Annotated in this window: 15 protein-coding genes; 6 read left to right on the forward strand and 9 right to left on the reverse strand. The window is 68.1% G+C overall.

Features of this window, described 5'->3' with window-relative positions:
• Positions 1–35: 35 nt before the first annotated feature.
• A complete protein-coding gene (ppsA, locus tag LC039_RS09615; RefSeq protein ID WP_226623625.1) occupies positions 36–2,435 on the forward strand; it encodes a phosphoenolpyruvate synthase in 2,400 nt (799 codons plus the stop codon).
• A gap of 39 nt (positions 2,436–2,474) precedes the next feature.
• Here ppsA and LC039_RS09620 read toward each other — a convergent pair whose 3' ends face one another.
• Positions 2,475–3,542, reverse strand: a complete 1,068-nt coding sequence (locus LC039_RS09620) for a Gfo/Idh/MocA family protein (RefSeq protein ID WP_226623626.1) — start codon at positions 3,540–3,542, stop codon at positions 2,475–2,477.
• A 78-nt stretch (positions 3,543–3,620) separates the two neighbouring features.
• The gene (locus LC039_RS09625; protein ID WP_226623627.1) at positions 3,621–5,126 is read right to left on the reverse strand and encodes a GMC oxidoreductase; all 1,506 of its coding nucleotides are present in this window, start codon (positions 5,124–5,126) and stop codon (positions 3,621–3,623) included.
• Between the two features lie 174 nt (positions 5,127–5,300).
• Between LC039_RS09625 and LC039_RS09630 the strand changes: the two genes are divergently transcribed.
• Positions 5,301–6,206 (forward strand): sugar phosphate isomerase/epimerase family protein, encoded by a 906-nt coding sequence (locus LC039_RS09630; protein ID WP_226623628.1) that lies wholly within the window; start codon positions 5,301–5,303, stop codon positions 6,204–6,206.
• 71 nt (positions 6,207–6,277) lie between these two features.
• Here the strand turns inward: LC039_RS09630 and LC039_RS09635 are convergent, their stop codons facing one another.
• Positions 6,278–7,108 (reverse strand): sugar phosphate isomerase/epimerase family protein, encoded by an 831-nt coding sequence (locus LC039_RS09635; protein ID WP_226623629.1) that lies wholly within the window; start codon positions 7,106–7,108, stop codon positions 6,278–6,280.
• A gap of 212 nt (positions 7,109–7,320) precedes the next feature.
• On the opposite strand from LC039_RS09635, the gene LC039_RS09640 reads away from it, so the two are divergent.
• Positions 7,321–7,719 (forward strand): RidA family protein, encoded by a 399-nt coding sequence (locus LC039_RS09640; RefSeq protein ID WP_226623631.1) that lies wholly within the window; start codon positions 7,321–7,323, stop codon positions 7,717–7,719.
• Between the two features lie 6 nt (positions 7,720–7,725).
• A complete protein-coding gene (gene nagB / locus LC039_RS09645; protein WP_226623632.1) occupies positions 7,726–8,487 on the forward strand; it encodes a glucosamine-6-phosphate deaminase in 762 nt (253 codons plus the stop codon).
• A gap of 31 nt (positions 8,488–8,518) precedes the next feature.
• Here nagB and LC039_RS09650 read toward each other — a convergent pair whose 3' ends face one another.
• The 4 genes from LC039_RS09650 to LC039_RS09665 form a co-directional block, all read right to left on the reverse strand.
• Entirely contained in the window at positions 8,519–9,259 is a 741-nt protein-coding gene (locus LC039_RS09650; RefSeq protein WP_226623633.1) for a copper homeostasis protein CutC, read from the reverse strand.
• Complete coding sequence (locus LC039_RS09655; protein WP_226623634.1) at positions 9,256–10,482, reverse strand: MFS transporter; 1,227 nt, start codon at positions 10,480–10,482, stop codon at positions 9,256–9,258. The genes LC039_RS09650 and LC039_RS09655 overlap by 4 nt, the downstream gene beginning before the upstream one ends.
• A gap of 100 nt (positions 10,483–10,582) precedes the next feature.
• Positions 10,583–12,025, reverse strand: coding sequence for a M81 family metallopeptidase (locus tag LC039_RS09660; RefSeq protein WP_226623635.1), 1,443 nt, complete (start codon positions 12,023–12,025; stop codon positions 10,583–10,585).
• Between the two features lie 65 nt (positions 12,026–12,090).
• Positions 12,091–12,954 carry a MurR/RpiR family transcriptional regulator gene (locus LC039_RS09665; RefSeq protein ID WP_226623636.1) on the reverse strand — a complete coding sequence of 288 codons (864 nt, stop codon included), beginning with the start codon at positions 12,952–12,954 and terminating at the stop codon, positions 12,091–12,093.
• A gap of 150 nt (positions 12,955–13,104) precedes the next feature.
• Between LC039_RS09665 and LC039_RS09670 the strand changes: the two genes are divergently transcribed.
• Positions 13,105–13,614 (forward strand): hypothetical protein, encoded by a 510-nt coding sequence (locus LC039_RS09670; protein WP_226623637.1) that lies wholly within the window; start codon positions 13,105–13,107, stop codon positions 13,612–13,614.
• On the forward strand, positions 13,614–14,711 hold the full coding sequence (locus LC039_RS09675) for a D-TA family PLP-dependent enzyme (protein ID WP_226623641.1): 1,098 nt from the start codon (positions 13,614–13,616) through the stop codon (positions 14,709–14,711). The genes LC039_RS09670 and LC039_RS09675 overlap by 1 nt, the downstream gene beginning before the upstream one ends.
• 131 nt (positions 14,712–14,842) lie before the next feature.
• Here LC039_RS09675 and LC039_RS09680 read toward each other — a convergent pair whose 3' ends face one another.
• Together LC039_RS09680 and LC039_RS09685 are read right to left on the reverse strand one after the other, a co-directional pair.
• Positions 14,843–15,967: an ABC transporter ATP-binding protein gene (locus LC039_RS09680; RefSeq protein ID WP_226623643.1), complete on the reverse strand. Its 1,125-nt coding sequence runs from the start codon at positions 15,965–15,967 to the stop codon at positions 14,843–14,845.
• A 71-nt stretch (positions 15,968–16,038) separates the two neighbouring features.
• Positions 16,039–17,247, reverse strand: a complete 1,209-nt coding sequence (locus LC039_RS09685; protein ID WP_226623644.1) for an ABC transporter substrate-binding protein — start codon at positions 17,245–17,247, stop codon at positions 16,039–16,041.
• Positions 17,248–17,308: the final 61 nt, after the last annotated feature.

The following is a 17,308-nucleotide window of genomic DNA, read 5'->3' on the forward strand; positions in this document are numbered from 1 at the left end:
GGCCTACTCTGCGGCACGTCAAGGGAGGACGGAGAATGGATGCTCAGGAGCGAGGCGGCGGAGCCGTCCTGAAGTGGTTCGAGGATCTGCGGCGCGAGGACGTGCCGGAGGTGGGCGGCAAGAACGCCTCGCTCGGCGAGATGGTTGCCCGTCTGGGTGGCGAGGGGATCCGTGTGCCGCCGGGCTTCGCGACCACCGCCGCCGCCTACCGCAGCTACATCGCCGGGAACGGGCTCGAGGCGGTTCTCGCCGATCAGCTCGGTCAGCTTGCCGAGGGGCGGCGGACGCTGGCGGAGGCGGGGCGGCACATCCGCGATGCCGTGGCTGCGGGCGCATGGCCCGAGGAGATCGAGAGCGCGATCCGCGCCGCCTACCGCGCCCTCGGTGACCGCGTCGGCGAGGCCGAGCCCGCCGTTGCGGTGCGTTCGTCTGCCACCGCCGAGGATCTGCCCGACGCAAGTTTCGCGGGCCAGCAGGAGACTTTCCTCAACATTCGCGGCGAGGCGGCGCTGCTCGCCGCCTGCCGCCGATGCTATGCTTCGCTGTTCACCGACCGGGCGATCACCTACCGGCGGCTCAAGGGGTTCGATGACCTCGGGGTGGCGCTCTCCATCGGCGTGCAACTTATGGTCCGCGCTGACGAGGGCGGCTCGGGGGTGATGTTCTCGCTCGACACCGAGAGCGGCTTCGATCGGCTGGTGCTGATCAACGCCGCCTGGGGGCTGGGGGAGAACGTGGTGCAGGGGGCGGTGAGCCCCGACGAGTACCAGGTCTACAAGCCGTTCCTCGATGACCAGACCCGCGTGCCGATCCTGCACAAGGCGCTGGGAGCCAAGGCGATCAAGATGATCTATGGTGCGGGAGATGGCGCACCGACCCGCAACGTGCCGACCTCGAAGGCAGAGCGCGAGAGCTTCGTGCTGTCCGAGGGTGAGATCCTCGAACTGTCGCGCATGGCGGTGAAGATCGAACTGCACTACGGCCAGCCGATGGACATGGAATGGGCGCGCGACGGCCTCGGTGGTCCGCTCTACATCGTGCAGGCGCGGCCCGAGACGGTGCAGTCGCGCAGCGAGAGCCACGCCTTCCGCAGCTACCGGCTGGGCGAGACCGGCGCGGCGCTCCTGAAAGGGCTCAGCGTCGGCAGCGCGGTGGCGACCGGCGAGGTCTGCCAGATCGAGAGCGCCGCCGACATCGGCCGCTTCCGCGACGGCGCGGTGCTGGTCACCTCGACCACCGATCCCGACTGGGTGCCGATCATGAAGCGCGCCGCCGCCATCGTCACCGACCACGGGGGGCGCACCTCGCACGCGGCGATCATCAGCCGCGAGCTGGGCGTGCCGGCCATCGTCGGCACCGGGCAGGCGACGCACCTGCTGCACGACGGGCAGGCGATCACCGTCTCTTGCGCAGGGGGCGACGAGGGGGTGATCTACGCGGGCGAGGCCGACTTCGAGGTCGAGGAGACGCGGCTCGACGAGATCCCGCCGACCCGCACCAAGGTGATGCTCAACATGGCCAACCCGGCAGCGGCGACGCGCTGGTGGCGGCTGCCGGCGGATGGCGTTGGTCTGGCGCGGATGGAGTTCGTGATCTCCAACGAGGTGAAGGTGCACCCGCTGGCGCTGACCCGCTACGACAGCCTGCCCGAGGGCCCGGACCGCGAGGCGATCGACCGGCTCACCCGCGGCTATGCCGACCGCACCGAGTATTTCGTAGAGACGCTCGCCCGCGGTCTCTCGCGCATCGCCGCCACGTGGCATCCGAACCCGGCGATCATCCGGATGAGCGATTTCAAGACCAATGAATACGCCGGGCTGCTGGGGGGCGCGGCCTTCGAGCCGCATGAAGAGAACCCGATGATCGGCTTTCGCGGCGCCTCTCGCTACTACTCCGACGCCTACCGCGACGGCTTCGCACTCGAATGCCGCGCCATCCGGCGCCTGCGCGAGACCATCGGCTTTCGCAACGCCGTGGTGATGATCCCCTTCTGCCGCACCGTGGGCGAGGCGGACCGGGTGCTGGAAGTGATGGCCGAGAACGGTCTGCGACGCGGCGAGGACGGGCTCGAGGTCTACGTGATGTGCGAGATCCCCTCGAACGTGATCGAGGCCGAGGCCTTCGCCGAACGCTTCGACGGGTTTTCCATCGGCTCCAACGATCTCACGCAGCTCACCCTCGGCGTCGACCGCGACTCCGAGGCATTGGCGGACCTCTTCTCGGAACGCGACCCGGCGGTGCTGTGGATGATCGAGACGGTGATCGCCAAGGCGCGCAAGGCCGGGCGCAAGATCGGGCTCTGCGGGCAGGCGCCCAGCAACCATCCCGACTTCGCCCGGCTGCTGGTGCGCGCGGGCATCGACAGCATCTCGGTCACGCCGGACAGCTTCCTTGCGGTGAAGCGGCATGTGGCCGAGGCGGAAGACGAGGGGTAGCCCCCCGGTCACGCGCGCCAAGACGGCGCGCGCGGGGGCTCAGAGCTTCACGGGCTGGCCAGTGCGGATGCTTTCGTCCGCCGCTAGGCAGATGCCCAGCGAGGCCACGGCATCGGTCATGTGCCGGGTCAGGTCCACGTCATCGACGATGGCGCGGTAGAGGTAATCCTGCTCGCGGTCGCAGAGCGCCTGGTGATCGGGCTCGCCCTCCATGCTCAGCCACTCGTCCTCGCGCAGCAGCGCGCCATCCGCGCCGGTCTCGGCATGGTGCACGCGCAGCCGCGATGTCTGGGTGTGGGCGTTGATGTCCGCCGAGCCGGTCTTCTCTTCCATGACGATCGAGACCGCGCCGTTCGGCGACATGACGTCTTTCACGAAATAGGCGGTCTCCGAGATCATCGGGCCCCAGCCCGCCTCGTACCAGCCGACGCTGCCGTCATCGAAGAGCACCTGGAACTGGCCGTAGTTGTACATGCCGTCCTTGAGCCCCTTGGCGAAGGGCACGCCCATGCCGCGCACCTCGACGGGGGTGCCGTCGGTGATCTGACACATGACATCGACGTAGTGCACGCCGCAGTCGACGATGGGCGAGGTGGTCTTGAGGATCTCCTGGTGGATCTTCCAGGCATTGCCGCTGGACTGCTGGTTCAGGTTCATGCGGAAGGCGAAGGGCCCGCCAAGATCGCGCGCCTCGGAGATCAGGCGCATCCACGAGGGATGGTGGCGCAGGATGTAGCCGACGACCAGCTTGCGGCCCTGGGCCTTGGCGGCGGCGACCACGCGCTCGGCATCGGCGACATTGGCGGCGAGCGGCTTTTCCACGAAGACATGCGCGCCCGCGTCCATGGCGGCCACGGCGTAGTCGGCGTGGGTGTCGGTGTGGGTGGCGATCGAGACGACGTCGGGCTTCAGCTCGGCCAGCGCCGCCGCGAAGTCATGGTGCAACGGGTAGCCCGCGAGCGCTTCGGGCAGGTCGCGTTTCGAGCGGTTCACAAGGCCGATGATCTCGAAGCCGGGATGGGCGTGGTAGGCGAGGGCGTGGCTCTGTCCCATCTGGCCGAGGCCCACGACCATGACGGAGAGTTTCTTGCTGGCTTGATCGGTCATCGGGTCTGTCGTCTTTCTGCTTTCGCGGGGTCGCGGAACGCCGCGCCTGCCCGGGAGGGGCGGCGCGGCGGGTCTCGGTCAGGCGGCGGCTTCGGCCACGGTGCGGCGCGCTTCGGCGATCTTGCGCGCGCCCATGCTGGCCAGCGCCACGATGAAGGGCGTCGGGTTGGTGGCGGTCACCGTGGGGATGATGCCATTGCCCGCCACGTGCAGGTTCTCGAAGCCCCAGACGCGGCTGTAGCGGTCGCAGACGCTGGTGCCGTCGTCCGTCTCGCCCATGCGCAGCGTGCCCTGGTAATGCAGCGAGTTGCCGGTGGGAATTCGGGTCGTGGCGAAGCCGTCGAGCAGGGTGCCGAGCGTGGTGGCGATCTTCTCGGCCACCGCCTTGCCCATCTCGATTCGCGTCTCGTCGACCTCGTTGATTGGCGCGTGGATCGAGAAGCTGGGCAGCCCCTTCCAGTCGGGGGTGTCCTCGTCGAAGATGATGCGGTTCTCGGGGCGCGGGTCGGCGGCGACGAAAAGGCCCATGCCGACCAGGTTGCCCTCGACCTTCTCTGGGAAGGGGAAGTTTGCCGGATCGTTGCCGTGGATGGTCACCGAGAAGGGGAAGTCCTCGTTGTCGACCCGCGGGATCCAGGACATCGAGGTCAGCGGGCCCTCGATGTCGGTGATGAAGAAGCGGTTGATCAGGTAATGATCGTTGATGTTGCGTCCCAGCGCCTCGGGCCGGATGCCGGACCCGTAGAGCAGTTGCGGCCCGTGCAGCGAGTCCGCCGCGACGACCACGGTGCCCGCCTCGACCTGCCAGCTCTCGCCGCTGGTCATGCTGACCAGTTCGACGCCGGTGGCGATGCCGTTCTCGTGCAGCACCCGGCGGCAGGCGGTCTCGGGCAGGATGCGGAACATCTCTTCGGGCTCGTTCACCATTTCGCCGAGGATGTGGTCGGTGCCATGGGTGATGACGCCGTCCTCGGTCACCGTGTAGGCGAGCGGCATGGGCTGCACCTTGCGGTCCTCGGGGCGGCCGGGGTTGAACACCTCGCCGAGCCGGCGGCGCATTTCCTCGGAGCCCTTGCAGCCCGGGAAGGGGTGCTTGTTGGCGCCCAGCAGCTCGTCGGCCAACTGCAGAGCGGCCTCCATCTCTGCCTCGTCAATGAAGGGCACGCGCTCTGATTTCGAGGGGTGCGGGCAGCCGGAGGTCCATTGCACGCCCATGCCGCCGACCGAGGCGGCGGCAAAGCCGGCAAAGGCGGTCTCGTCGGGCGTGTCGGTGTTGGCGAAGAACAGACCCGGGCGGCGCTGCAGCGAGGCATCGTGCCTGCCGGCCTTGCGGGCCTCCCATTCCGCGCGGGTGATCGGCGCGTAGGCCACGCCGCGCTTCGGGCCCTGCGCCAGCAGCTGCGCCTCGGTGCGCGCGGCGTCGGGCAGGTTGTCGAGGTGCTTGCCGATCTCGGGCGTGGTCTTGGGGCCTGCCTCGACCATGAGGATGCGCGCTTCGGGCCAGTCGCGGCGGATGATCCGCGCGTAGGTGGACCCGGTGGGGCCACTGCCCACGATGACGACATCGGCGGCTCGGGTGGTCATGGTCGGAACTCCAGGTGGACGTAAATTCTTTTCAGTTTGGGCCGCATGAACGCCCGCAAATGCCGCGAAGTCAATAAGGTTGTGTAAAATATTTTCGGGTGCTAGCGTCCCGGAAAGGCCGGCGCCCGCAAGGGGCTGTGCCCCCGTGATCCGAAATAAAAACAAGGATTTGCCATGCAATTCGGCGTCAGCTCCTACAGCTTCCAGCCGCTCCTGCGGCGCCAGGAGATCACCCTCGAAGGGGTGTTCGAGCAGATCGCCGCATCGGGCGGAACCCACATGGAATTGGCCACGCTGACGATCGGCCAGGGCCTTGAGACCATGATGGAATACGAGCTCTACGAGGACGCCGAAACCAGGCGCCGCCTCGAGGCGGCTGCCGCGAATTCGGGCATTCCTCTGTCGGGCTTCTGCATCCCGGCGAGTTTCATTGATGAAGATCCGGGCACGCGCCGGGCGCAGATCGACCGCGCCAAGCGCTACGTCGATCTTTGCGCCGACATGGGCGTGCGATTCCTGCGAACAGACGTTGTCCCCTGGGCTCTGCGGCCGGACAGCTATGCGCAGGTCGAGGCGATCTTCCCGGTGATCACCGAGGCCTGCGTGGAATTGGCCGAACATGCGGCGGCCCGCGACGTGGTGACCAGCATCGAGAACCACGGCTTCCTGATGAATTCGAGCGAGCGCTGCCGTCGGCTGGTGCAGGCGGTGGACAGCCCGAACTTCCGCATGACGCTGGACGTGGGCAACTTCCTCTGCGTCGACGAGGACCCGCTGATGGCGACGCGCAACTGCCTCGACATCACCAGCTTCGTGCACGTGAAGGACTTCCTGCTGCGCAAGCGCTACCCGGGGCCGGGCTGGCTGGAGACGCTCGGCGGGCGGCACATCGTCGGCACGGTCTTCGGGTTCGGCGACGTGGAGACGCGGGAGATCGTCCGGGCGGTCCTGGGTTCGGGCTACGACGGCTACGTCTCGCTGGAATTCGAGGGCAACGAGCCGACGCTCATGGGCTGCGACACCGGCCTCGCCAACGTCATCCGCATTTTCGGCGAGGTGAAGGCCGAGCTGGCCGCCTGAGGGCGGCATCGGCCATGAACAAGGGGCGCGCCGGAGATCCCGGTGCGCCCCTTTGATGTTCCGGGGGCCCCTCAGAGGGCGCGCAGCGCCTCCACCCGTGCGCGAATGTCCGACAGCCGCGCCCGCCCGCCGCCGGGCACCTCGACCGAGGCCCAGCCGCTGTAGCCGACGCCGCGCAGCGCTGCGTTGACCGCGGCCCAGTCGCAATCGCCCTCGCCGAGCTCGACGTCGAAGCCCTTCCAGGGCCCCTCGGCATCCATCTTGGCGCGGCTGTATTCCTTGAGATCAACGCGGCAGATGCGCTTGCCCAGCACCTCGATCCAGTCTGTCGGGTAGCCGTTGCGCAGCAGGTTGCCGACGTCGAGGTACCAGCCCAGCAGCGGATGATCGAAGCGGTCGATGAAGGCGGCGGCCTCCAGCGGGCTGACCAGGAAATTGTTCCAGACGTTCTCGATGGCGATGCGCACGCCGGTGCGCTCGGCGTGGGGCAGGATCTGTTCAAGCCCGGCAATCGCGCGGTCCCAGGCGGTGGCATAGCTGACCTCGGGACCGACGGCGCCGGGCACCAGCAGCACCGTGTCGGCGCCGATGGTCTTCGCGGTGTCCAGCGCTTCGATCATGCCCTGCACGCCGGCGGCGCGGGTTTCCGGATCGGGCGAGGACAGCGGGTGGCTCCAGTGGCGTGCGTTGATCACCCCGGGCAGGGCAACGCTGGACGCGGCGCTGGCGGCGATCACCTCGTCCAGCGGCAGCTCTGTCGGGCCGTCGATCTCGACCCCGTCGTAGCCGAGGTCTGCCAGCATGGCGAAGGTCTCGGCGATGCTCTGCTCCGGCGCGTCGATCATGCTCCACTTGAGGCTGATCCGGGCGAAGGGGAGCGGGGCGGTGGGCGTGTCGGTCATCGGAAAGGTCGGTCCTCGTGTCTTGCGTGCGCCGCTGCGGCGCGGGGCGTGGTGGTCGACGGGGCCTGCGCCGTGGAGCAGTAGGCGCCGACCGTCGAATTGCAGTTATCCGAAAATCAATTTCAGAAATTTATTGGATCTTCGAGGAATCTATTGCCTATCTCCGGCATAGAGGCCAGAAAAAAGAAAATCAATTTCTTGGAGTCCCTAGCATGACCATCCCCGGCATCCAGCGTCTCGACGCCGCCGACACCCAGGCCGGCGGCCAGGAGCGGCCCTTTTCCAAGGCCGTGCGGGCCGGCGATTTCGTCTTCGTCTCGGGGCAGGTGCCGACGCGGGACGGCGAGGTGGTCGTGGGCAATATCGCCGTGCAGACCGAGGTGGTGATCGAGAACATCAAGGAGGTTCTGGCGCTGGCGGGCTGCGGCATGGAGCACGTGGTGAAGGTCGGCGTCTGGCTCGACGACGCGCGCGATTTCTCCTCGTTCAACGCGGTCTTCAAGAAGCACTTCAGCATCCACCCGCCGGCGCGCTCGACCGTGGAGTCGCCGCTCATGGTCGATGCCAAGGTCGAGATGGACGTGGTCGCCTACTGCCCGCTGAAGGGCTGATCCGCGGTGAAGATCCTGATCCTCGAAGACGCTGACGCGGCGGCGGGACGCGCGGCGGAGATCATCGCCGCGCAGGTCACCGCAAGGCCTGCCTCGGTGCTGGGTCTCGCCACGGGCGGCACGATGGAGGCCGTCTACGCGCGGCTCATCGCGCTGCACCGCGCGGGGGGCGCCTCCTTCGCCGGGGCCTCGAGTTTCAACCTCGACGAATACGTCGGGCTGGCCGGGGATCATCCCTGTTCCTACCGCCACTACATGGCCGAGAAGCTCTTCGACCAGATCGACATCGCGCCCGGGGGCGCGCATCTGCCCATGGGCGAGGCGGCGGACCCGGAGGCCGAGGCGGCGCGCTACGAGGCGGCCATCGTCGCGGCGGGGGACATCGATCTGCAGCTTCTGGGGCTCGGGCTGAACGGCCACATCGGGTTCAACGAGCCAACCTCGAGCCTCAGCTCGATCACCCGACTGAAGACGCTGGAGCGGTCCACCCGCGAGGCCAACAGCCGCTATTTTCCCGCCGGCGAAGAGCCGCCGCGGCTGGCGATCACTATGGGTATCGGCACGATCATGCGGGCGCGCGAAGTGCTGCTGGTGGCCACTGGCACCGCCAAGGCGCGGGCCGTGGCGCAGGTCATCGAGGGACCGGTTTCGGCGCGCTGGCCCGGCAGCGTGCTACAAATGCACCGCCACGCGACGCTGGTGCTGGACCGGGATGCGGCGAGCGAGCTGGAACTCTTCGACTACTATCTTGATGTGCACCCCGAGTGAGCGGCATTCACAAGCGGTATGACGGGCGGCCTCAGGGCCGCCCTTCGTGTCTCTCGAGCAGGCGTTTCAGGTCGGCCACGGTGGCGGCATCGGTGCGCCGCGCGCCCGCGGGCTGGAAGCCGAAGCGGGCGATGGCGCCGGTCCCGGGATCTTGCACCGAGGCGGAGGCGTGCACCTCGGACGGGTCGAGCGCGTCGAGAAGGCCGGGCAGGGTGCTGGCGGAGACCCCGGCGCCGGGCATGATGCCGAGCCGACCCCCGGCATGGGCGGCCATCTGCTGCAGCCGTGCCGTACCCTCGGCAGCCGAGGCGGCACCGCCCGAGCTGAGGATGCGCGCAATACCGAGCGCCGCCGCCTGATCGATGGCTTTGAGCGGGTCGTCCATGAGGTCGATGCAGCGGTGCAGGGTAATGTCGAGGCCCTCCGCGGCGGCGACCAGTCGCTGCATGACGGGAAGGTCGAGCGTGACGTCGCCCGCTTCGCTCCGCGTCGCGCCGATGACCACGCCGGCCAGCCCGGCGCGGGCCACGGCAGCGATCTCCACCTCCATGGCGGCGACCTCCTCCTCGCTCCAGTCGAAGCCCCCGGCGCGAGGGCGGATCATCGCCATGACCGGGACCGGCGCACCTGCCGCTCGCGCAATCAGCCCGGGCGTCGGCGTCAGCCCTCCGAGCGCCAGCGCCGAGCAGAGCTCGATGCGGTCGGCCCCGCCCGCGATGGCGGCGGCAAGACCGGCGGGGCTGTCGACGCAAATCTCCAGGATGCGGCTCATGTCATGTCCTCTGCGGCGGATGTGATCGGGTGCCAGCGTTCCAGTGCCACAAGGCCGAAGGCGCCGGCGTGCCCGGCGGCGATCCCCATGACCGCGACGGTGGAATAGCTGCCGATGCTGGTGCCAAGCCCGAAGAGCCCGGCGGCGATCGCCCCGGCCAGAAAGAGGTTCAGCGAGATCAGCGAGGCCGACAGGCCCGGACGGTCGGCGATCAACTCCTGCAGGTAGCCCAGCGGCAGGGTGATCAGCGCCGAGGCGGCGGTGCCGCCGAGAAAGGCGCCGGCGATGATCATGCCCGGCGAAGTGGCGACGGCGATGGTGCCGAGATAACCGGTGTAGAGCGCCATGGCGATGGCCAGCGCGGTGACCGTCGCGACATAGCGTGTGACCCGCGCCCAGGCGAGCAGGAAGACCAGTTCCATCCCCGCGACGATGCCCACGGTGATGCCGACGTCGCCGGTGGTGCCCCCGGCCCGCCCGGTCATGATCAGCGGCATGACGGCGGCGTGCACGTGGATCGCCGAGGTGATCGCGGCGGTGCCGAGCACACGCAGCGTAATTGAGGGGCGGGCCAGCAGCCCGATGGCACCGAGCAGGGAGACCTTCGGCGGGCGCTTCGCGGGATCGCCGCTGCCGCCGCGGGGCATGGTGAGCTTGAGCACCACGAGCACCGCTGTCGCGGCCAGCGCCGCCACCAGGAAGGCGGGCAGCATCGAGCCGCGCCCCGCCAGCGCGAAGCCCAGCACCCCGGGCACGAGGATCCAGGCCGCCGAGATCATGCCGCGCAGCACCGAGGACATGGCGGCGCGATCGGCGCTCGGGAGGCCCTCAGAGAACACCCGCCCGGCGGCGAAGAGCATCGGCACCAACCCGTTGAAGATCGACACCGGCAGCAGCAGGGAAATGACGAAGACCGCGGGATGCGGGAAGAGGAAAATTGCGCCGTAGCCGGCGAGGCCGATGGCGGCGAGCCACATCAGCAGCCTGCGGTAGCCGGTATCGCGGTCCGCCAGCGTGCCGAGGTAGATCGACGCCAGCACGTTGACGATCGCCGCGCTCAGGGTGAGCGCCGAGAAGGCGGCGTCCGAGAGCCCCAGCTCGCGGATCGCCACCACGGACTTGTAGGGCGCGGTCGAGGCCGCCGCGATGCCGCAGCAGAAGACCGCCGCGGCGCAGGCCCGCAGGCCTGGCGAGGCGCGGAGCGTTTTGAGGATATCGAACATCGGGCTCTCGGAAGGGGGCGGCCCACAGGTCGCGGCGAAGCAGTCTTTTCTGGCGCGGCGGCTCACTGCGCCGCGCTACAGGGTGTGGTGAATTGTCAGCTCACGCGCGGGTAGAGCGGGCAGGGGCGGGGGTGAATGTCGCCTCCATGTCCCACGGGTAGATGCCCGGCGCGCGGTGCCGGCTCTCGAGCCGCGGGATGTCCTGGTTCACCACGCCATCGGTCAGCGCCATGAGGTTCGGATTGGCGATCGGCGCGAGGTCGGGCGACAGGTAGCCCGACTTCACCACCAGCAGGCCGACCTTGCGCGGGTCGAGGCCGAGAAGCTCGAAATCCTCGAAATTGTGGTAGGGCCTGCGCCGCGCAGCGAGCACGAGGGTAATGCCGCCGGTCTTCACCACGGCCTGGGCAAAGGCGCCGCCGGCGCCCTCCACGAGGTTGACCACTGTGAAGCGGGCGGTAGCCCTTTCGCCCGCCGGGTCGAGCTTCGCACCGACGGTCAACTCCAGCTCGGCGCCGAGGCCGGCGGTGAAGCAGGCGGCGACGGCCTCTGGGTCGGTGATCCCGGCGATGAGTGCGTCTTGCCAATCCCGCTCGATCAGCGCCTTCAGCACCAGGCCGTTGTCGCCGACCCCGCCGCCGGTGGGGTTGTCGCCGCTCTCGGCGAGGATCACCGGCGCGGTGCCCGCCTTGGCGGCGATCTCCAGCATCTCGTTCAGTGGGCCGGTCACCGGGCCGAAGGCGAAGTCTCCGCGCGCATCCCAATAGGCCTGGGCCAGTTCGGTGGCGACGGCCTCGGCCCCGGCGGCATCGGTGGCGGTGACGATGGCGGCGGCGGTGCCGCGCGGCTCGTCGGCCCAGACGTAGCCGACCATCTGGTCGGCGGACCAGATGCCGGGGCGCCGGTCATGGTCGGGCAGGGCGGCATAGAGCGACTTGGCGGGTTCATCCTCGGTCGAGGAGCGTTCGCCGGGCATCAGCACCGGGATCTTCGCCCAGGTGACAAATGGGCGCTCGCCGCTGCGCAGGCAGCGCAGCAACATCTCCCAGGCGCGCTGCATGGTCTCGGCCACGTCGATGTGCGGCGCGGTGCGATAGGCGGCAAACATGTCGATTTGGTCGATGATCCGCTGGCTGACGTTGCCGTGCAGGTCGTAGCTGACCGAGATCGGCACCTCGGGGCCGACGAGATCGCGCACCGCCTTGATCCAGTCGCCCTCGGCGTCCCACATGCCATCCACGTGCATCGCGCCATGCATGGCGAGATAGACGCCGTCGAGCGGCAGCGCCGCCTCGAGCCGGGACAGCAGGTCGGCCTTGAAGCCCTCGTAGGCGGCGCGATCCACCGGCCCGCCGGGCACGGCGCGGGCGTGCAGCAGCGGCAGCACCTCCACGTCGTCCTGCGGCAGGAAGGCGAAATACTCCGAGGCGGTCAGCTCGTCGCCGCGCATGACGGCGAAATCCTCGGCGCGGATGAGCACGGGGTTGTAGGTCGAGCATTCGGTGTGGATGCCTCCGACGGCGATCCGTTTCTTCGTGGTCATGGGGGTCTCTGGCCTGTTGGTCTGGCGTTGCGGGGCGGGCCGCTTTGGCGCGGCCTCTTGCGGGCTCAGTCGCCCAGAAGCTGGCGGTCGTCGCCGTCACGGTGGCGGATCAGGCTCTCCTTGATCCGGCGCAGGGTGGCGGCGCTCTCGGTCCGGTTGGTGTAGGCGACGAGGTTGGCGAGGATGTCGACGACGGCGAGCATGGCGTAGCGGGTCGAGGTCGGTCGGAAGATGTTCTCGCCCTCGGGCAGATCGACGGTGAGCACCACGTCGGCGGCCTCGGCCACCGGCGAGCCGGACTGGGTGAGCGCGATGGTCGTCGCCCCCTGGTCGCGGGCGAGCTCGAAGGCGCGCACCAGTTCGGCGTTGCGCCCCGAGAAGGAGGAGCCGATCACCACGTCGCGCGGCGTGACCGCCGAGGCCTGCATCATCTGCATGCCGTGGTCCGTCGAAGTGGTGATCCGTGCGCCGAGCCGGAACAGCCGGTTCTGCATCTCGTTGACGATCATCGAGGAATTGCCGCCCGAGCCGAAGGCGTAGATCATCTCGGCGCCCGCGAGGGTCTCGGAAGCCCGTTCCAGCGCCGCCATGTCGAGCGCGTCGTGCATCATGAAGAGCGCCTTCTGCGCCTTGGTGACGATGTCCTCGGCCACCTCGGAGGGCGTGCTGGAGCGCGCCTCTGGCCGCAGGTAGCGCAGCCCGACGTAGGAGGACTTGGCCAGGGTGACCTTGAAGTCGGAGAAGGAATTGCAGCCGAGGCGGCGGCAGAAGCGGGTCACGGTGGGCGGCGACACTTCGGCCCTTGCGGCGAGGTCGGTGATCGAGGCATTGGTGGCGAAATCGATGTCCTTCAACACCAGGTCGGCAATGCGCTGCTCGGACTGCGAGAGCTTCAGCCCCTCCTGCATCAGCGTTGCAAAGATATCCATCGGCCGTCCCCTTCGGCGGTTTCATCGGTGTCCGATCGCGGCGAAGCGCGCCTCGGGTCCGAAAATCATTTTCTTATTTTCGTTGACACTCTGGCATGAGCCTTGAAAAGTGGCCAGAGTTTTCGCTCAAACACGAAAAAAATTTGCAACATGACAACAGAAGAGGCCGCAGAGATGCGTGATCCGATGCAGAACCCCTTTGCGCCCGAGGACAGCGCCCGCCACGCCATCTGGGAAATGCTGGTGCCGCGCGACATCGACGCCTTCATCGGCGCCGACTGGGGGATGATCGAGGGCGATTTCATCTCCGAGAACTTCATCGGGATGAACGGCAACTTCGATCCCGACCCGCAGAACTGGGGGCTCTCCTTCGGCTCGCTCGAGGCTTATCGCGACGAATGGCTGCGGCAGGCAGCCGAGGGGCAGAAGACCGACTATGCCGAGGATCAGCGCGCGGGCATCTTCCGGGCGACGAAGCTCGAGGAGATCGAGATCGACGGGCCGGTCGCGCTGGTGCGCAAGAAGTTCGACGGCACGATCAAGCGCGCCGATGGCGGCGAGGACCGGCTGCTGTGGCAGACGCTCTATACCTGCCGCGAGACGGCAGACGGCTGGAAGATCGCCGGTTTCGTCGGCTACCTGCCGTACGGGGGCCACTGATGGCCGGCCCGCAGGACATCTGGCCCGCGCCGGGCACGCCGCTCTCGGAGTTGCTGACCCCGCTGCCGGTGATCGACGAGGCGCGCATGGCCGCCAATATCGCCCGCGCACAGGCGCATTTGGACGGCCTCGGCCGGGCCTTCCGGCCGCACATCAAGACCCACAAGCTGCCGGAGGTGGCGCGCGCCCAGACAGAGGCGGGTGCGGTCGGGATCAACTGCCAGAAGGTTACCGAGGCCGAGGTCTTCGCCGAGGCCGGTTTCGACGACATCCTGATCACCTACAACATCCTCGGACCCGCCCGGCTGGCGCGGCTCAAGGTGCTGAACGCGCGCATTTCGCATTTGTCGGTGACCGCGGACAGCGCCGAGGTCGTGGCCGGGCTCGCCGCCACCTTCGACGCGGCGCATCCGCTGACGGTGCTGGTCGAATGCGACACCGGCGGAAAGCGCTGCGGCGTGCAGACGCCGGAGGCGGCCGCCTCCCTCGCGGCTGAGATCGCAGCGGCCGAGGGGCTGCGCTTCGGCGGGCTGATGACCTATCCGGCGCCGGGCGGGGCCGCGGCGGTCGAGGGCTTCGTGACCGCGGCCAAGGCGCTTCTGCAGGAGGCCGGGCTGGAGTGTCCGGTGGTGACGGTCGGCGGCACGCCGGACTTCTTTGCTGCCGGAGACATCCCCTCGGCCACCGAGCACCGCGCCGGGACATATGTCTACAACGACCGCGCCATGGTGCGGGCGGGTCATGCCACCCTCGAGGATTGCGCCATGCACATCCTTGTCACCGTGGTCTCGCGCCCGACGCCCGACCGGGCGGTGATCGACGCCGGCTCCAAGGCGCTGACCTCGGACCTTCTGGGCTTTCAGGACCACGGGCTGATCGTCGAGTATCCCGGCGCGCGGATCACCGGGCTGTCGGAAGAGCACGGTGTGGTGGATCTTTCTGGCATTGACGGCGCGGGGCCGAAGGTCGGCGACGTGCTGCGGGTGATCCCGAACCACACCTGTGTCGTGACCAACCTCTTCGACCGGATGGTCTTTCATGACGGCGAGAGGGTGACGCGGGTGCTCGATGTGGCCGCGCGCGGCACCGTCTGGTGAGATAGGCGTCCGTCGACCACAGAGAGCCACGGCGAGGACTCCGAAGTCACAAGAAAATGCCCCCGCGACCTACGCGGGGGCATCTTGTTTCAGTCTGCCGGCAGCACCGGGCGTGAGCCCGGCGAGGTGGCTCAGGCGGTGGCCACGTCCGGGATCGGCATCGAGCTGTCGACCTTGCGGGCGAGCGCATCGCCCGCGGCGTCGAAGAGGTGGCAGTCGGCGGCGACGAAGGAGAGCGTGGCCGGCGTCTCCGGCGCGACCGGGGAGGACCCCGGCAGCAGTGCCGAAACCGTGCCCACGCCGTCGAGTTCGGCATAGGCCACGGTGTTGACCCCGAGCCGCTCGACCACACTCGGGACCACGTCGAACGACAGGTCGCCGCCTGCCTGGCTCAGGTGTTCGGGGCGGATGCCCAGGGTGATCTGCGTGCCTTCGAGATTGCGCGGCGCCTCGACGGGCACGGTGATCGTGCCGCCGGTCACGAGGCTCACCGTGGCCCCCTCGGGGCCGACGGAGGTGCAGGTGCCGGGGATGAAGTTCATCCGCGGGTTGCCGATGAAGCCCGCGACGAAAAGGTTGTCGGGCTTGTGGTAAAGCTCCAGCGGGGCACCGACCTGGCTGATGTTGCCGCCGTCCAGCACCACGATGCGGTCGGCCATGGTCATCGCCTCGACCTGATCGTGGGTGACGTAGATCATCGTCGCCTTGAGCTTCTGGTGCAGCGCGGTCAGTTCGATCCGCATCTCGGCGCGCAGCGCGGCGTCGAGGTTCGAGAGCGGCTCGTCGAACAGGAAGATCGACGGCTGGCGCACGATGGCGCGGCCGATGGCGACGCGCTGGCGCTGGCCACCCGAGAGGTTGCCGGGCTTCTGCTGCAGGCGGCTTTCGAGCTGCAGCACCCGCGCGGCGCGCATCACGCGCTCCTTGATCTCGGCCTCGGGGAGCTTCTCGACGCGCAGCGGAAAGGCGATGTTCTCGAAGACCGACATATGCGGGTAGAGCGCGTAGCTCTGAAACACCATGGCGATGCCACGCTTGACGGGGGGCAGATCGTTGACGCGCACGCCGTCGATGGTGCATTCGCCCTCGGTGATCTCTTCCAGCCCGCAGATCATCCGCAGCAGCGTGGACTTGCCGCAGCCCGAGGGCCCGACGAAGACGACGAATTCGCCATCCCGGATGTCGAGGTCGATCCCGTGGATGACCTCAAATTTGTTGAAGCGTTTCTTCACACCGCTCAGGGCAAGCTGTCCCAAGGGAGATTCCTTTCCTAGTCAAGCGGTCCGGACCCGAAGGTCCGGACCATGAGACCCCTTGCGGGCTCAGATCACTCGAGTTCCTTCAGGGCTTCGTCGGCCTTGGCCAGCGCGTCGGCGGGCTCGGCCTGACCGGTGACCACGGATTGCACCATCTCGATCATGATGTTCTGGAAGCCGCGGTAGTCGGTGAACAGCGGCTCCGGACCACCGAACTCGATGCCGTCGATATAGGGCGCCCAATAGGGCGTCTCTGCGACCAGCGCGTCGATGTTCGCCGAGGGGCGCAGCGGGGTCAGGCCTTCGGCGAGGTCATATTCCTCCTGCGCTTCCGGCGCGGTGAGGAACTTCGCCAGTTCCATGGCCTTCTCTTCGTAGCCGGAGCCGGAGAAGACGGCGAGGCTGTCGGTGATCAGCAGCGTGCCGGGGCCCTCGGCTTCCGGGCCGAGCGGCAGGTTGGCCACGCCCCAGTCGATGTCGGTGTCCTGCAGGCGTGAGACGGCGCCGATCGAGGCGTGCATCATCGCCACGCCGCCGTCGAGGAAGATCGCGCGGACCTCGTTCTGCTCGTAGGCGGTCGGACCTTCCTCGGAGTAGGGGACCAGCGCCTTGTAGGCTTCCAGCGCCTCGAGGTTCTGCGGCGAGTTCAGGACGATGTTGCCCTCGTCGTCGACCACCTGGCCGTTGTTGGTGTACACCCAGTGCAGGAACTGGTGCATGGTGTTGTCGAAGGTCTTGGCGACGAGGCCAAAGCCGGCGCTGTCGGTGTTCTCGGTGACGGCCTTGGCGGCGTCGATGACCTCGGCCCAGGTCTTGGGCGGGGTTTCCGGGTCGAGACCGGCTTCCTTGAAGAGATCCTTGTTCCAGTAGAACGCCTTGGTGGAGAAGGCGACCGGAACGCCCCACTGCTCGCCTTGGTAGGTCACCGTGTCGACCACGTTGGGATAGTAGGAGGCCTTTTCCTCGTCGCTCATCGGCACCGGCTCGATCAGGCCGAACTCGGCGAATTCCTTCAGGGTGCGCGAGCCGACATAGGCAAGGCCGACCGGGGTGCCGGCGACGGCGAGCGTGGTCACCTTGTCCTGGCACTGGCCCCAGCCGACGACCTCGGGGGCGACGGTCCAGCCCTCGTTCTCGGCTTCCCACTGGTCGATGTACTTCTGCTGGACCGGGTTCATCGTGTCGCCGCAGACGATCATCGAGATCTCTTCGGCCATGGCAGGCATCGCGGCGGTCAGCGCGGCGAGCGCGGCTCCGGTGCGAAGAAGTGTGTTGGTCATGTTCTTTTCTCTCCTGTTGGTGCCCCGCGGGTTGGTGCCCTGTGGGGCAGGCCGGTTTGTA

The organism is Alloyangia pacifica, from assembly GCF_020524285.1.
Lineage (GTDB): Bacteria > Pseudomonadota > Alphaproteobacteria > Rhodobacterales > Rhodobacteraceae > Salipiger > Salipiger pacificus_B.

Excerpts from the sequence above, each read along its gene's own strand:
- LC039_RS09685 (WP_226623644.1), bottom strand. The coding sequence starts at position 17,247 with ATGACCAACACACTTCTTCGCACCGGAGCCGCGCTCGCCGCGCTGACC.
- LC039_RS09675 (WP_226623641.1), top strand. The coding sequence starts at position 13,614 with ATGGCCGGCCCGCAGGACATCTGGCCCGCGCCGGGCACGCCGCTCTCG.
- LC039_RS09670 (WP_226623637.1), top strand. The coding sequence starts at position 13,105 with ATGACAACAGAAGAGGCCGCAGAGATGCGTGATCCGATGCAGAACCCC.
- LC039_RS09660 (WP_226623635.1), bottom strand. The coding sequence starts at position 12,025 with ATGACCACGAAGAAACGGATCGCCGTCGGAGGCATCCACACCGAATGC.
- LC039_RS09630 (WP_226623628.1), top strand. The coding sequence starts at position 5,301 with ATGCAATTCGGCGTCAGCTCCTACAGCTTCCAGCCGCTCCTGCGGCGC.
- LC039_RS09650 (WP_226623633.1), bottom strand. The coding sequence starts at position 9,259 with ATGAGCCGCATCCTGGAGATTTGCGTCGACAGCCCCGCCGGTCTTGCC.
- LC039_RS09655 (WP_226623634.1), bottom strand. The coding sequence starts at position 10,482 with ATGTTCGATATCCTCAAAACGCTCCGCGCCTCGCCAGGCCTGCGGGCC.
- LC039_RS09620 (WP_226623626.1), bottom strand. The coding sequence starts at position 3,542 with ATGACCGATCAAGCCAGCAAGAAACTCTCCGTCATGGTCGTGGGCCTC.
- LC039_RS09665 (WP_226623636.1), bottom strand. The coding sequence starts at position 12,954 with ATGGATATCTTTGCAACGCTGATGCAGGAGGGGCTGAAGCTCTCGCAG.
- LC039_RS09635 (WP_226623629.1), bottom strand. The coding sequence starts at position 7,108 with ATGACCGACACGCCCACCGCCCCGCTCCCCTTCGCCCGGATCAGCCTC.
- ppsA (WP_226623625.1), top strand. The coding sequence starts at position 36 with ATGGATGCTCAGGAGCGAGGCGGCGGAGCCGTCCTGAAGTGGTTCGAG.
- LC039_RS09640 (WP_226623631.1), top strand. The coding sequence starts at position 7,321 with ATGACCATCCCCGGCATCCAGCGTCTCGACGCCGCCGACACCCAGGCC.
- LC039_RS09625 (WP_226623627.1), bottom strand. The coding sequence starts at position 5,126 with ATGACCACCCGAGCCGCCGATGTCGTCATCGTGGGCAGTGGCCCCACC.